The 14,677-nt window shown below is 38.1% G+C and carries 13 protein-coding genes; 1 reads left to right on the top strand and 12 read right to left on the bottom strand.

What is annotated here, in order from left to right:
* Positions 1 to 3: 3 nt before the first annotated feature.
* From N4J56_RS16730 to hepC, 12 genes are all read right to left on the bottom strand, one after another.
* Complete coding sequence (locus N4J56_RS16730) at positions 4 to 870, bottom strand: glycosyltransferase (RefSeq protein ID WP_317107456.1); 867 nt, start codon at positions 868 to 870, stop codon at positions 4 to 6.
* A gap of 210 nt (positions 871 to 1,080) precedes the next feature.
* Positions 1,081 to 1,308 carry a hypothetical protein gene (locus N4J56_RS16725; RefSeq protein WP_317107455.1) on the bottom strand — a complete coding sequence of 76 codons (228 nt, stop codon included), beginning with the start codon at positions 1,306 to 1,308 and terminating at the stop codon, positions 1,081 to 1,083.
* A gap of 2 nt (positions 1,309 to 1,310) precedes the next feature.
* Positions 1,311 to 2,075, bottom strand: a complete 765-nt coding sequence (locus N4J56_RS16720; RefSeq protein WP_317107454.1) for a hypothetical protein — start codon at positions 2,073 to 2,075, stop codon at positions 1,311 to 1,313.
* Positions 2,076 to 2,087: 12 nt separating this feature from the next.
* Positions 2,088 to 3,149, bottom strand: a complete 1,062-nt coding sequence (locus N4J56_RS16715) for a class I SAM-dependent methyltransferase (protein ID WP_317107453.1) — start codon at positions 3,147 to 3,149, stop codon at positions 2,088 to 2,090.
* The gene (locus tag N4J56_RS16710) at positions 3,146 to 4,162 is read right to left on the bottom strand and encodes a methylenetetrahydrofolate reductase (protein ID WP_317107452.1); all 1,017 of its coding nucleotides are present in this window, start codon (positions 4,160 to 4,162) and stop codon (positions 3,146 to 3,148) included. Before N4J56_RS16710 ends, N4J56_RS16715 begins: the two co-directional genes overlap by 4 nt.
* Positions 4,159 to 5,400, bottom strand: coding sequence for a methionine adenosyltransferase (metK, locus tag N4J56_RS16705; RefSeq protein ID WP_317107451.1), 1,242 nt, complete (start codon positions 5,398 to 5,400; stop codon positions 4,159 to 4,161). The genes N4J56_RS16710 and metK overlap by 4 nt, the downstream gene beginning before the upstream one ends.
* A gap of 310 nt (positions 5,401 to 5,710) precedes the next feature.
* Positions 5,711 to 6,847 (bottom strand): dTDP-glucose 4,6-dehydratase, encoded by a 1,137-nt coding sequence (gene rfbB / locus N4J56_RS16700; protein ID WP_317107450.1) that lies wholly within the window; start codon positions 6,845 to 6,847, stop codon positions 5,711 to 5,713.
* Positions 6,848 to 7,021: 174 nt separating this feature from the next.
* Positions 7,022 to 7,888: a glycosyltransferase family 2 protein gene (locus tag N4J56_RS16695; protein WP_317107449.1), complete on the bottom strand. Its 867-nt coding sequence runs from the start codon at positions 7,886 to 7,888 to the stop codon at positions 7,022 to 7,024.
* A 158-nt stretch (positions 7,889 to 8,046) separates the two neighbouring features.
* Positions 8,047 to 9,849, bottom strand: a complete 1,803-nt coding sequence (hepA, locus tag N4J56_RS16690) for a heterocyst formation ABC transporter subunit HepA (RefSeq protein WP_317107448.1) — start codon at positions 9,847 to 9,849, stop codon at positions 8,047 to 8,049.
* Positions 9,850 to 10,215: 366 nt separating this feature from the next.
* Positions 10,216 to 11,490 (bottom strand): glycosyltransferase family 4 protein, encoded by a 1,275-nt coding sequence (locus tag N4J56_RS16685; protein WP_317107447.1) that lies wholly within the window; start codon positions 11,488 to 11,490, stop codon positions 10,216 to 10,218.
* Positions 11,491 to 11,741: 251 nt separating this feature from the next.
* Complete coding sequence (locus N4J56_RS16680) at positions 11,742 to 12,077, bottom strand: hypothetical protein (RefSeq protein ID WP_317107446.1); 336 nt, start codon at positions 12,075 to 12,077, stop codon at positions 11,742 to 11,744.
* Positions 12,078 to 12,269: 192 nt separating this feature from the next.
* On the bottom strand, positions 12,270 to 13,172 hold the full coding sequence (hepC, locus tag N4J56_RS16675; protein ID WP_317107445.1) for a heterocyst development glycosyltransferase HepC: 903 nt from the start codon (positions 13,170 to 13,172) through the stop codon (positions 12,270 to 12,272).
* Between the two features lie 1,102 nt (positions 13,173 to 14,274).
* Here hepC and N4J56_RS16670 point away from each other — a divergent pair.
* Positions 14,275 to 14,631 carry a PleD family two-component system response regulator gene (locus tag N4J56_RS16670; RefSeq protein WP_317107444.1) on the top strand — a complete coding sequence of 119 codons (357 nt, stop codon included), beginning with the start codon at positions 14,275 to 14,277 and terminating at the stop codon, positions 14,629 to 14,631.
* Positions 14,632 to 14,677 lie beyond the last annotated feature (46 nt).

The following is a 14,677-nucleotide window of genomic DNA, read 5'->3' as shown; positions in this document are numbered from 1 at the left end:
AAGTTAAGCTGGCTGATTAAAAACGCCAAGTCGTCTCCGATTTTCTGCCAGCAGTGGCTTCATGAAGTTAAGAGCCTTCTTGACAGAATTTACCGAACTTCCTACCGCTGAAAAGTTACCTTTTAATAAATTGTGTCTGACATAGCCTCTATCTATACTCAATTTGATATCCTCTACAGTAATGTAGCCAGATTCCAGAGCTTCTTTAAAATAGTCAAACCATAACTCACCGTAAGGATGATTCTGATACTTCCACGGTTGAGTATGGAGATTTGTGTAGTGGATCAGATGAGTGCGTCGATCCCAATAGTCAAAAACATTCCAGTGAGGATCGAGCGTGGCGATTGCATAAGGGTGATGAGTTAGAAAAGCCTGACTCATACCTGTAAAATCTGTCATGGAATAAAAGCCGCGATCGATTTTATCTAGAATTAATTCAAGATCGAATCGGCACTTATCGCAGTTAATTAGCATAACGCTAAGTCCCCAGCGATCGGTTCCAGCGTAAGCATCTTTTTTTGCTAGAAAATCATAGTCCGACACCGGAGTGTCAAAAAGTTTTCTGATATCTGTAAGGCAAATAGTGTCCGAATCTAGATAAATTGCCTTACCTTGAAAATTACAGATTTCGGGAATTAAATAACGGTAAAGACTAAATTCAGTTATATTTTTATATTTAACCTTTAAAGACATCGGAGCTAAAAAAGGCTCTCCGTCATTTAATTCAATTGAGTTATGCGTTCCATTAAAAACATAAATATCTAAGGGACGTTGAGTACTTTTATGAAGAGAATGAATTAGGGTTTTACGCTCTAAAAGACTTGCCTCACCAGAGCCAATAAAAACTCTTACTCGCTCATCTTGTGTCATAATAGACCCTCTTTACTAGAGCTTAAATTAATTGAGTGCGAGAAAAATATGCAGCGCTTAACAAAACTATAGCGTTCAACAGTAGAAAATGTTTATGTTTATTTTATTGATTTTACAATGATTTATGTTCTGTGAAAATATGTGTATCGCATTAAAAGCTTATGTTGTGTAAACTTATATAATCCATACATTATTTTGGATAGAAAAAAATTATAGAATGGCTTGGAACAGAGAAGACCATTGTGATATAACTCTATCTTTATTATATTTCATACTAATATATTTTTGTGCTTGAGCAATGTGCTGATGTCGTAAGTCTTTATTTGTTGCATAGGTATATAAACTATTCTGCCAGTCAGAAAATAAAATAAAATCACGAAACTCTTCATAGCTAGGAATCTTATCTGCAATAACAGGAACCCCTAACAAAAGAGACAAAATTAGCCGATTATTTGATTTACAAATTGTAAAAGGATTGATATTAATTGGGATGATGCATACGTCATGTTGTTTGAACAAATATTGGAATGTAGCTTTTTCCAGTTATGATATTTTACGGGAAATGAAACTCTATTTACATATTTCTTAAAAAGAGTTTCAGAGCTACTAATTACAGTTAAGCTTACTGGCAATATAGAGTGTAACTTATCTAGAAATGGTAACACGCTAGGTATATCGACTATGCCGTAGGGAGGATTTTCTAATCCAGCACTGCCATACCAAACTACTTTAAATTGCTTTTCAGTAGAATTTCTAAAATAATTCTTACGTTTAAAACAAAAATTAATCAGAGAATTTATTTGAGGTTCATCAATAGCATCATCAATAACTCGCGTATTTTTACTATGAATTAACTTTTCAACTTCTGGAGTTGAAACCGATACTGCATCTACAGCATCAATCATGCTTTGGAGTAATTTTTCTCTTTGTCTATCTGCTGTATCAGGATAAACAAACAAATTATCACATAAATCAAATACGGTTTTGATACCTCTACTTTTTAAAGATTTTGCAAGTGCTATATTTTCCTCATCATATGTTTTTTGAAACACAACTAATTGATAGCGGTCAATATTTTTAGAGTTAAATAGTTCGCAAGACCACCCTCTATTCCTTAAATACTGGCATGGTAAAAAGCATCGAAGTCTTGAACTAGGCGTATTAATGTGTCCAACTGGTTTCCAAGCGATTGTAGGTGAAAGCATAAAGTAGTGCGATTACTTTTTTGCAAAGATGTGAAATCTATCAGCCGCTTTACAGATTGCTGCAATTTTCATAGGAATGTAGAGTTGAGCAGATAGGAACTTGCGTTGCATCATAGTTTCAACTTCGTTAGAAGATATGCGACCGCGATCGGATAGAAAATAGCCTACACTTCTAGCAAAGTCTTTTGTAATCGATTCATGGAAGACCTTAAAATGGGAAAAATTGAGTTGAATGAGAAAATCCTTTAAGACTTGGGGAGAGTAGAGCATTATATGCCTTGGACATTCTAATCCCCACCATTGAGAACGAAAAGTTTGAGCTGAAATTCCATTTGGGTTCGGCACTGCAATATGTAGTATAGCTCCTGGTTTCATCTTTCGTCCGATCGCCGTTAAGACTTGTTTTGGATGATAAAGATGCTCTAGGACGTGGTTCATTCTTACAAAATCCAAGGATTCATCCTCTATTTCGTTCCATACTGTTGGAGATACCTGCAAGGCTTTATGTCCATCTTGGCTAGCTTGTTCTACAGCTTGCTCTGAAAAGTCCATACCAAGAGTATTCCACCCTTGCTTGCGAGCTTCATTCAGAAATTGAGCCGAGCCACAACCAAAGTCAAGGAGTTTTGCACCTTCTCCTGTGGGTTGATAAAATTCTTGAATCTCCCTTAGGAAATTTTTAAAAGGTAGAGCTTTTAAACTAGCTTTAGAAGTATTGAATGAGGCTTTGAGAATTTTACGAACATATTGATATTTTTGTCGATCGCCAAGCGAGCGCTCGTTTGATAAATTTGTTATTTGCTGTAACTGCTGATTTAGCGTTCCTTGGTATGGAGCGTAATTTTCAGGGTAAAACTTATAAACTTCTGTTTCTACGGGTCTGACTGATAAAAAGACTAAATTACACTCTTTACATCTAGAATATATAAATTCTTGCTGACTACTTTTGTGCAGTCTATCGTAGGCTCTACACCAAATATTGAGTTGGTTGCTACTACAGTTAGGACAAGCAGATAATGCTTCAGTGTCTACCAAACTTGTCGTAGAAATTAATGTTGTAGGTGAAGCATTCATAACCTTGTGCGATCGCTTATAGTGTGGCTATGTAAACGTAGTGTTGGCTCTAATAATGCTATTCGACTATTATTTGCTGCATTTAGCACAGTGTTATTGTGAGGTGTAACCTCAGCTATTTCAAGAATCTGAGGAATTAAATCTTCTCGTTTAACTGCCATGATATGAACGCCTTGGCATAGTTGACGAGCTAATCGTACTTGTTCTGCTGCAATGACTATGCCTTCATGTAATGGATCGGTAGCTTGTTCTAACCGAGCAATTATTGCCTGGGGAATATTCACACCTGGAACGTATTGATTAATGAATTGAGCATTTTTTGCAGACTTCAGTAAAAAAATTCCAGCTAAAATTGGTTTGTTGAATTTAGCCGCAATTTGACTCATAAACTTCTCTAAGCGGCTAAAATCAACAATCATTTGGCTTTGAAAAAACTGCGCTCCTGCTGCTACCTTACGCTCAAAACGTCGTTGTAATCCCGACCAACTAGCAAGTTGTGGATCGACTGCTGCCCCTGAAAATATTTGTGTTGCTCCGTCACACAAACTTTTTCCGTTATAATCAAATCCTTGATTGAGTTTCGTAATAGTTTGTAAGAGCCGTACAGATTCTAGATCGAATACGCTTCGAGCTTGGGTATGGTCTCCTGCTTTTACCGGATCGCCTGTAAGAGCTAAGATATTGTTAATACCAAGAGCGTTAGCCCCCATCAGATCGGCTTGAATAGCAATTTGATTGCGATCGCGGCACGTCATTTGACAGATTGGCTCAATTCCGTGCTGCAACAAAATCGTTGCGGCAGCTAAAGGACTCATTCTTAAAACTGCGCGACTACCATCTGTAACATTAACTGCATGAACCCAATTTCTCAAAGCTAATGCCACTTCTATCATGCGAGTCGGATCGCTTCCTTTTGGAGGAGTTACCTCGGCAGTGATTAAAAACTCCCCCGATTTAACTGCTGCACGGAAGCTGCTGCGACTGACGCGATCGGTGATATATTGCTCGGTCATGCTGACATCTGAACTGTAATAGCTTCCTGTAACTGTGGAACTTTGTCCAAGCGTTCCCAAGGTAGATCCAAATCCATCCGACCAAAGTGACCGTAGGCAGCTACATCTTGATAGAAACGACCGTTGCGTTCTTGAGGTAAACCTTGCATGTTGAAGGTATGAATTAAGCCAGCAGGTCGTAGATCGAAATTTTGATTGACCAAATTAAGCAAATCTTCTTCAGGTAGTTTGCCCGTTCCAAAGGTATCAATCAAAATACTCACTGGTTTGCTCATGCCAATCGCATAACTGAGCTGTACTTCACATTTATCGGCTAAGCCAGCAGCCACAATATTTTTGGCTACATAACGACAAGCATAACTTGCCGATCGATCCACTTTAGTAGGGTCTTTGCCGGAAAAAGCACCACCACCGTGCCGCGAGTAGCCGCCGTAAGTATCGACAATAATTTTGCGTCCAGTGAGTCCAGAATCTCCCTGGGGTCCACCAATGACAAATTTGCCTGTAGGATTGACTAAAAAACGAGTGGAATTATCGATCTGAATATCAAGATCGGCAAATACAGGTTCGACGACTTCTAGTAGCAACCCTTGATAAATCTCTCCTAAGGTTGTTGCTTCTGAATGTTGAGTAGAAATTAAAATCGTATCTATGCCTACGGGACGACCATTCTCGTAAACAACTGTGACTTGAGTTTTACCATCAGGGCGCAAGTACGAAAGCTTGCCAATTTTCCGCACCTTTGCCAACTGCCGAGCAAGGCGATGAGCTAAACTAATCGGCAGTGGCATCAACTCAGGAGTTTCTTTGCAAGCATAGCCAAACATGATTCCTTGATCGCCAGCGCCAATAGCACTCCAATCATCTTCGTTATCGCCTTGTTCGTACTCCTGCGCTTTGTTGACTCCTTGAGCGATGTCTGGTGACTGTTCGTCTAGAGCAACTAATATCGAACAGCTATTCGCAGAAAAGCCATTATTGGCATCGGTGTAGCCAATCTCAGCAATTTTTTGTCGGACTAGTTTGACGTAATCCACTTTTGCTTTTGAGGAGATTTCACCTGTTATCAGGACTAAACCAGTATTGACAACGACCTCTGCTGCCACACGACTCTTAGGATCTTGACTTAAATGAGCATCTAGGATTGCATCCGAAATCTGATCGCAAATTTTGTCAGGATGCCCCTCTGTTACAGACTCTGATGTGAACAAATATCTGCTCAAATTGCACGCCTCCATTTTTATACAAGTCCAATTTATGCAAGTCCAATACTTTCATCTTGTTATTACTCGATCGTTTCAAATCGACGAGTATCGTATACAAGAATTACAGTTATTTTTAGCTACAGTTCCACTTACAGCAACGATCGGAGAAATTAGGACAATTCAACTGTTTACAAGCAATATCAGCCAAGTCTTTTTTATCTGCTCCCTGCTCCCTGCTCTCTGCTCCCTGCTATAGAAATAACGTATTGGTTTGATTATGGACTTGTAATTGAAACTTGTCGATACAGAAAAGTTCGGCTAACCTATATTTGTGTTGCGATCGCTACACAGACAAGTAGTTAGCTGTTCTATCGATGTAATTTTGCTCGATCCAGCTTTGATAAGCTCCAGTGCGGATCTGCTCTACCCACTGAGGATGATTGATATACCACTGCACTGTTTTTAGTAAACCACTGTCAAAACTCTCGGTTGGTTTCCAGCCTAGCTCTCGATTCATTTTGGTACAGTCGATCGCATATCGGCGATCGTGTCCTGGTCGATCTTTAACAAAAGTAATTAAAGAAGAGTGAGAAAAGTTAGGTTTGCTAGGTAACAATTCGTCCAAAATCGTACAAATTTTTTCCACAACCATTAAGTTTGTTTGTTCGTTCTGACCCCCAATACAGTAGGTCTCACCTACCTTTCCTTGTTGTAGGACGAGATGAAGAGCTTCACAGTGGTCGGATACATACAGCCAGTCTCTAATATTTTGCCCATCGCCGTATATTGGCAAAAGCTGCCCCTCCATAGCATTGAGAATTGTTAAAGGAATTAGCTTCTCTGGAAACTGACGAGGACCGTAATTATTCGAGCAATTGGTGATTAGGGTAGGTAAACCATACGTATGGTAGTATGCCCGCACGAAGTGATCGGCTCCCGCTTTAGATGCTGCGTAGGGACTATTAGGTTCGTAAGGATTGTCTTCGCAAAAAGGTGAGTCTGTTATGCTCAAAGAACCATAAACTTCATCAGTAGACACTTGCAAAAAGCGAAATATCTCCTGCTTGTGAGCTGGTAATTTTTGCCAATAGGCTCGGCAAGCTTCTAGTAGCTGAAGCGTACCCGTTACATTAGTCAGAGCAAAGGTTAAGGGATTTAAGATTGAGCGATCGACATGGCTTTCGGCAGCAAAGTTAATGACTGCATCAGGTTGATATTGTTCTAATAAATGACTTACCAACTGGGGATCGCCAATATCACCTCGGATAAAACGGTATCCAGAATCGTTTTCTAAAGCTGTCAAATTTTGTAAATTACTGGCGTAGGTCAGCTTATCTAGATTAACTACGTTATACCATTGCGCTTCTCTAGCTTGAAGGATGAAGTTTGCACCAATAAAACCAGCTCCACCTGTTACCAATACAGTTCGTGTTTTGTCCTCGCTGCATTCGTGTCTTTCAGATTTAAAGAGATTGCTCATACTGCCTCTACAAAGGAGATACGTAATTATGGGATGTCATGACTCAAAGCGATCGTTAATAGGCATCGATGCCATATGGTACTCCAACGTCTAGTTTTGACTTCTTTCTATTCTGGACAAGTTCGTAATTTTGATTTCTTGAGCTAACTCCAACGTCTTGTTAACAATAGAAATCTAAAAAGATTTTAAGCTCAAATTTAACTCAAGTAAATGAGTTAGTAATTGCCACCTCTTCTTATATGGTCTGTACTTTGCAAAGAAGCGCAATGCTGAAACTGTGTGTAGTAACTTCATGTAATTGAATTTTGAACTCGTACTTACACGCTGGTACATGTGTAGCGCGTAAACTTGAGGTTGAAAGATTACCCTAAATCCATTGAGCCATGCATCGACACACAAACTCACATCTTCAAAGTACAGAAAAAACCTTTCATCAAATAAACCATATCTATCTACATAATCTTGTGAAACAACCATAAAAGCACCAATAGCCCAGTTAACCTCAACGGCGCTGTCTAAAGTTGGTGCTATATCATAGTAGTACTTAAATGGATAAAAACGCTGCTGTAATCTTTCACCTAGTAAATTTCTTAGTAAAAAATAAGTAAAGGAAGGGAATTTTCGGATCGAAGGCTGAATAGATCGATCTAGATAGAGAAGTTTAGGACAGACAATTGCAATATCATTTGCTGAATTTAATGTCGCAGTTAAGGTATTAACGATCTCGGGTTCAAATACAACGTCAGGATTGATTAAAAAGTAGGTCTTACTAGGAGAAAGTTGAACGGCTTTATTGTTGGCTCTACCAAATCCTATATTTTCATGACTTTTTATACCTTTAAATGTAGATGGATATCTGTTTGCAAAGTCATCAATAATTTGAGGACAATTATCAGAAGAAGCATTGTCATAAACTACAACTGCTCCTGTATTTGCATAATATTTTTGAACAGTTGCGAGACAGGAATTGATCGATGCTTCCAATGTTTTTTCTGAATTATAGGAAACAATGATAAATGTTACATCACGTCTACTAGACATCAGCTATGTTCCTTTGTTCAGTCAGGTGTAGTTGCTTTCTCTCAGAAGCTTTTACTTATTCTTATTTAGTCAAAACTCAAGTTTTTAATGCTAGAGTTTTTCATAAAATAGCCTTACCGCTCTACTTGCTCAAACGCTAGTTTTGATTCTGTATAAGTTCAATTTGTCTGATGTTGCATCTGGTGATACTTCCAAAGCTTACCGCGTCGTTCCAGTAACTCTTTATAAGTTCCCTGCTCTACAATTCGTCCCTGTTCTAGCACGACCACCTTATCAGCACGAACAATTGTAGAGAGTCGATGAGCGATCGCAATTACTGTTCGACCTACAGCAAGTTGTTCTATAGATTCCTGAATTAATCGCTCAGCTTCGGAGTCTAGCGCACTCGTCGCTTCATCCAAGATCAGAATTTCTGGGTTGCGCAGCAAGGCACGAGCAATTGCAATTCGCTGCCGTTGACCGCCAGAAAGCCTAACTCCTCGATCTCCTAACTGTGTATCGAAACCTTCAGGTAGGTTTTGGATAAACTCTAGTGCATTAGCAAGTTGAGCCGCTTTTTGAATCGCAGCTTCATCAACATCTTCCATAGCGTAAGCAATATTGTTACGGACAGATGTATTAAAAATGAACGTATCTTGACTTACCATAGCTATCTTACGCCGCAACGTATTGATGTCGAAATCTTGCAAATCGACTCCATCAATCAGTATCTTGCCTCTTGTAGGATCGTAAAAGCGAGGCAGAAGATCTGCTATGGTAGACTTACCAGCACCAGAAGCACCAACTAATGCTGTCATTTGTCCTCGCTTCATTGTTAATGAGATATTTTGTAGCACTAGTTGATGAGGATTGTAGGCAAAATCTACAGCAACAAATTCAATGCCTTGCTTCAATCCTGAAAACTGAATTATCCCGTTTTCCAAATAAGGTTTATCATCCGTTTTCAAGAGCTGCTTAATACTATTTAATGAGCCTTGAAAGCTATTAACATGCGCCCAAGCTGCATTGATCTGTGCTACCACTGGTGCAGTACGCAATAGAACAAATAAAAATGCTAGTAGTGAGGCTATTTCTAGCCTACCACTTGCCACAAAAACTGCGACTGCTGCAATCAGCATAATTAGAAGAATAGTACTAGCTACAGCTTCGGTAATTGGTTGTACTAGTGCTGAGGCAGCTGCGGATTTAGCATGAGTACGCATCAATTCTGTCGTAGCTTTGTTAAACCGCTGAAACTCAAAATCGTAAGCTGCAAACACTTGAACAGTACGGATGCCGGTAATATATTCCATTACCATTGACATGAAGTTATGAGTAGATGTTACAGCCTCAAAACTAGCTTCTCTTACCCGTTTTACTAGTGTAGCTAACCCTGTTGCTAGCAGAATAAACATGAGAATCGAAATAACTGTCAGTTGCCAAGACAGCCAAAACATCGATATCGTATACACTAATAACGTAAAGCTCCTAGAAATTAAGATAGAAGCTACACCGACAGCTAACCTAAGTTGATTAGCTTCGCCGTAAATATTATTAATTAACTCACCCGCACGCTTTTTCAGAAAAAAACTTAAACTTAGCTTCTGGAACTGATCGAAAATTCGTTGCCGTATGCAATTTGACAGATGCAGTTCAGCAAGCGTAGTCGTGAAATTACCTAGATAAACAAAGCTAAAGCGTAGCCAAACTGTGAGAAAAATTAGGATAGCTACTCGATAAAGACGACTAGAAGTTGATGCATTTATACCTAAAATCCAAACATCAAACCAATCAATACCTATTTTAATTGGTGAAGCATCAGGAGTAGTAAATGTTTGCAAAAAAAGCGTAATAAAACCAATTGTAACTCCTTCAAATACGGCTGCCAATAATGAATAAATTATTGCCAATATAGCAATTTTGCGAAAGTGTTTGAATTCTCGTAAGAGAAAGTAGTTATTTCGCCATAAGCTTGTTCTCATCAAAATTTTAGTTTAATAAATTATTGATATTTGATCGCTAAAGCATCGTGCTTTTAAGAGTTTGTAAATCTAATTCTGTTATGTGAGAAAAATTTGTGTATAGGAGCAAAAAAAGATTAGTTTTAGCAATAATAATGGGATATTTGTAATTTAAGAAAAGGCTATATAGCCTTTTCTTAAATTACAAATATCCCATTATTATTGCTAAAACTAATTTTTTGCTCCTATACACAAATTTTTCTCACATAACAGAATTAGATTTACAAACTCTTAAAAGCACGATGCTTTAGCCATCAAATATCAATAATTTATTAAACTAAAATATTTGTAGAACGAGATTTAACTAGTTATGTTTATATTTAAGCTTTATCCAAGCGCAATCCGATCGCGAAGATTTTCATCAATAACTTTTGCAAAAAGTTCTATATAGCGACGTGCTTGGATTTCTAAAGAAAACTCTTGTTCTGCTTTTGTACGAGCAGATTGACGTAAACTTTGGTAGCGATCGCTATCTTCTAGTATCCAAGAAATACCCCGAGCCAAACTTTCGACTTCCAATTTTTGAGCTAAGTAACCATTTTTTTGGTGATCGATCAGATCGGGCATACCACCAATATTAAAAGCTACGCATGGAGTACCACAGGCAATTGCTTCCATTATAGTATTTGGTAAGTTGTCTTGAATTGATGGAGCCACAAAAACATCTGCTGCTGCATAAATTAATGCGAGTGAAAGGTCATCACTAAAATTTCCTAAGTAGTGAGACTTGAAACCCAATTCAACTGAATTTTCAGGTTGAGAAGAACCAAAAACAACTAGCTCTACTGTATCTTGCCATCCAGATTGACTCAGTTTTTGTAAAGCAGCTTGAAGTAAATGAAAACCCTTTCTAGGTTCGCTAGTCGATTCTACCGCACCAAAGAGAATAAGTTGCTTATCTTGTGGCAGGTTGAGTATTTCTCGTGCTACGCCTCGCTCTACTGGTTTGTACTTTTGAGTATCTAAGCTATTAGGAATTACCTCTATTCGCAGATCTTTAAACAAAGAGCTTGATTTAGCACATTTAGCTAACCAAATACTGGGAGCAACAATGGTTAAGTCTAATTCTTTCCATGCTTTTGCTTTACGTTGCCATATCCAATGAGAGAGATCGTGCGGATTATTGCTGTGAAGTTGGAAGCAAGAGCCACAAGAACTAGTATAGCGATCGCAGTCTTGACTATAATGACAACCCCCTGTAAATGCCCACATATCATGGATAGTCCAGACTAAAGGTATTTTAAATTTAGCAAGACTCTCAATACTTAAATAGCCCCCACAATTCCAATGAAGATTAATTACGTCAAGGCAAAGGTGCTTTAATTTTGATTCAAGCGAGTCTGGAAGCCACTGACAAGAAAAGATGTTGCAGTTACGCTTGGGGTAAAATTGCAATGGTAGTCCATCCAGATTCGGTCTCAATCTGTTAACCCACTTCCCAAACTTATTTGAAGGTTCGAGAACTGTTTTATCATTACTAGACTTATACTGCACCATCATTTTAGAGTTCAATCCACCACTTTGCAAACCTAAATGTAAGCGATAAGCAGCGCGAGCAGCTCCACCATTAAGATCGAAAGTACTGAGAACTAGAGTGTTCATTAGATTTTATAAGTAAATATCTATTACATGCTGACAGGTTGTGCTGATATGAATTTTCTTAAGTATCCGAACGCTTTGATTTGCTGACATGCATCAACTCATACTGTTCGTCGATTGGCAATTACAACAAAAATCTAACTTAAACAACACTCTCGCAATCAATACAATTAGGAGCTATTGTTATCTACTTTGCAATAGGTCGCTTTATAGATATAAATGATGTAGTTCCTTGAATTATCATCTATTATCACTTATCTAGGTATAAGTCGAAAATTTTCTTTCAAAAAACTTAGCATGTCGTACACGCGCATAACTAGGGATACATTATCGAACTCTTCGCAAAATGACTCTTCAGTGAAATTGTTATAGAGACAGTAATAACATTCATCGCCGTAAGCTACCGTCATTGTCCAAACATCGATAGTGAAGGTATAAACGACTGCACCTGCATCCTCATTGTACTCGCTGTAGACAAAATGGTTGTTCACCAGAAACTGTTTTAGAGCAGCTACTTGTAAGGGGTTCATCCCTAATGTACCTTCCTCGAAAATATAAATTTTCTGTTCTACATCTTTAGGTTGCAACACTTTCTGGTTAAGACTAAATCCCTATCCTTTTTTAAGGAAGTTAGAGACTCTTCAAAATTTTGTTATTCTTAACCGGGATATATTGCTTTAGCTCGGGCAATTCGCTTTGCTAGATAATACTCAATTCGTTTGAAGGAGTAACAACATACTAAATAGCTCCTCAAGCAATTCCCTGCCACTATCTTTTACTCCTTATTTTTTCGCCCACAAGTTAAAATTCAGATGGGAAAGGACGATTATCCCTGGCAGTGCATTCAGTTGCCTTTGGCTATCAGGAGCAAGTCTTATAGCATCATTCAAACTATAAACTGATGAACCTACAAAACTCATGTCGCCTCGTACCACATTGAGTAGTTGTGGCAGCTTATTCAAGCTATATTTACGCATCCAACAACCTAGTCTTGTAACATGCAAATCATTACACTTATCTGGAGCTTGCCGATCGCCTGTAGTTTGATAGTGTTGCGTTGTCAAATTTGGAGCTGTTGTACGGAATTTAATCATCTGAAACAGCTTGCCCCTTTCTCCAACACACCATTGATAGGAAAAAATTCGCCCTGGTGAGTCAAAATTAATGAGGAGGGAAAGCCCTAAAAAGACTGGGCTAAGAGTTAGTAATAATACAATAGCAATAACGCGATCGACTATTCGTTTTACCCACCAGCTAAACCGATATTGATGTTTGCGAAGTCCCTGTGCGGGAGGAATTCGTAAAAAAGTCACCTTTTCTGTTTGCTTGCAGACATCTGCCCAAAGTTGGATCGCGATCGCACCTAAAGCTGGATCTATGCGAACTAAACGTGCGGGACAATATTGCAGCCACTCAGTTAAAAACTGTCGATCCCGAGATGAAAGCAAACTAGTACGCTCTTTATTGGAAGCAAGCTTCACTAAAAGCTGTCCCTGCCGAAGTTTAACTTCATAGTTGGGACTTATATTTTCTATTTGACCGTGCTTCAGAACAGAGGCACTAGAATAGTTATCTAAAACTCTTACATCAAAGTTTAATTCAGAATTTTGCATAGTGACGTATTGGTAAATATCATGAAATTTTTTACTCAGAAGCAGTGTCGATTCATCATCTGTTGCGCTCATCTTTCCGCGATTACTGCTTTGCTATCTTCCAACTTAACAACATGTTTTTGTTGCGAAGCTTTTATTAATTATAGGTAGCGATCGCCACCCAATTTAAATACATGTGGTTATCTATTTTCACTAGATTACCCTTGCTGGAACTAAGCACGTAGATTCTATTCTCTTTACCTGATACAGTGCACTCTGAGTGTCTTCTCTAACAGACTAGATATCAAGCTTTCTTACAAGCTTCAAACCTTTTTTAGTTTTGCTCGGTCTATGTATTCGCTTATAAAAAATAGTTGAATTGAATAACGGCTGAATTTTTAAACTACTTTTATCAATATAAAAACTGTTTCAGACGTTAAAAATATATTCAATATCTCATATATTAACAATTTAATAATGTCTTGGCAATACTAATTGCTGTCTCCTCCAATATCCCTGAACTTTTCCCCTGGACAGGAATTCATAGAATCCGCATATTTAAAACTAGTGACACGATCGTATGAAAAACTATCTATTAAACATAAATAATATTGCTACTTTATATTGTTTTCAACGATCTTTATATTTCTTAATTACTGCGAAAATGAGAACAGATTCTAATGTATCGCATCTCCAAATATATTATTTGTATTGGGTAAATGCCGAGCATAGTTAAACAACAGCTAAAACGCAAGCCTTTTCAAAAGTTGCTAAAAGATGACTTTAGCTATAGCGAGTCTATTCCATTTGTGAAATTGCGAACGAGACTGTCAATGGTTAACGATCGATAGTTGAGAGCTATTAATTATTAACAATTAACTATTAACAGTCTGACCGGATATTCGTAAATCAAATAGAAACGCTATAGATTGTTTTTGCTTCAACTATATTCATCTCGGTCAGCCAACAATCTAAATGTGTAAAATTTACACATTTAAGCTCTGCTAATTTTACTTTTGCGCTTCTAGCTACCTCCTCGCTACCTGATGTAGCTCGTCAGGTAAATCTCCACCGTGCTATTTGAGGAAAGCAAAATTCATCTTGATTAGCAGCAAGTTTTCGTAACAGCTTTTTTAACACATTTGTAGGATTAGCTTCGATCCTTCCTTTTTACCTTATATTCAAAAGAGCCATAATGGAGATTTTAGTAATCGAGTACGATGAATATTCTCTACTATTAATATATGAGTTTATTACCGTTAATAATTTTCAAGTTTTAACTGCAAATAATGCTCGGACAGGTTTACAAATAGCTAGAGAACAACAGCCGGACTTAATTATTTGCGAACTCAATCTACCGAGACAAAGCGGATACGAAATTTTAAGAATATTGCGTAGCGAACCATCTACAGCTAATATACCGTTTTGGTTTCTTTCATTTGAGGCAGACATGGCAACTCGTCGCCGTGCTTTACAACAAGGAGCTGACGGTTATTTTACTAAACCTGTAAACTTCAATGAATTGCTCTCGGCAATTCGAGATCGGTTTTGACTGCGATCGCCGAGACATTTTACAAAAAGCGATCGCACGCTGGTGA

It is taken from the genome of Chroococcidiopsis sp. SAG 2025 (assembly GCF_032860985.1).
GTDB lineage: Bacteria > Cyanobacteriota > Cyanobacteriia > Cyanobacteriales > Chroococcidiopsidaceae > Chroococcidiopsis.
The sequence above is the reverse complement of the archived record's forward strand: the minus strand, read 5'-3'. Positions and strand labels throughout refer to the sequence as shown.

Excerpts from the sequence above, each read along its gene's own strand:
- N4J56_RS16695 (WP_317107449.1), bottom strand. The coding sequence starts at position 7,888 with ATGTCTAGTAGACGTGATGTAACATTTATCATTGTTTCCTATAATTCA.
- rfbB (WP_317107450.1), bottom strand. The coding sequence starts at position 6,847 with ATGAGCAATCTCTTTAAATCTGAAAGACACGAATGCAGCGAGGACAAA.
- N4J56_RS16715 (WP_317107453.1), bottom strand. The coding sequence starts at position 3,149 with ATGAATGCTTCACCTACAACATTAATTTCTACGACAAGTTTGGTAGAC.
- N4J56_RS16670 (WP_317107444.1), top strand. The coding sequence starts at position 14,275 with ATGGAGATTTTAGTAATCGAGTACGATGAATATTCTCTACTATTAATA.
- hepA (WP_317107448.1), bottom strand. The coding sequence starts at position 9,849 with ATGAGAACAAGCTTATGGCGAAATAACTACTTTCTCTTACGAGAATTC.
- metK (WP_317107451.1), bottom strand. The coding sequence starts at position 5,400 with ATGGAGGCGTGCAATTTGAGCAGATATTTGTTCACATCAGAGTCTGTA.
- N4J56_RS16720 (WP_317107454.1), bottom strand. The coding sequence starts at position 2,075 with ATGCTTTCACCTACAATCGCTTGGAAACCAGTTGGACACATTAATACG.
- hepC (WP_317107445.1), bottom strand. The coding sequence starts at position 13,172 with ATGAGCGCAACAGATGATGAATCGACACTGCTTCTGAGTAAAAAATTT.
- N4J56_RS16730 (WP_317107456.1), bottom strand. The coding sequence starts at position 870 with ATGACACAAGATGAGCGAGTAAGAGTTTTTATTGGCTCTGGTGAGGCA.
- N4J56_RS16685 (WP_317107447.1), bottom strand. The coding sequence starts at position 11,490 with ATGAACACTCTAGTTCTCAGTACTTTCGATCTTAATGGTGGAGCTGCT.
- N4J56_RS16710 (WP_317107452.1), bottom strand. The coding sequence starts at position 4,162 with ATGACCGAGCAATATATCACCGATCGCGTCAGTCGCAGCAGCTTCCGT.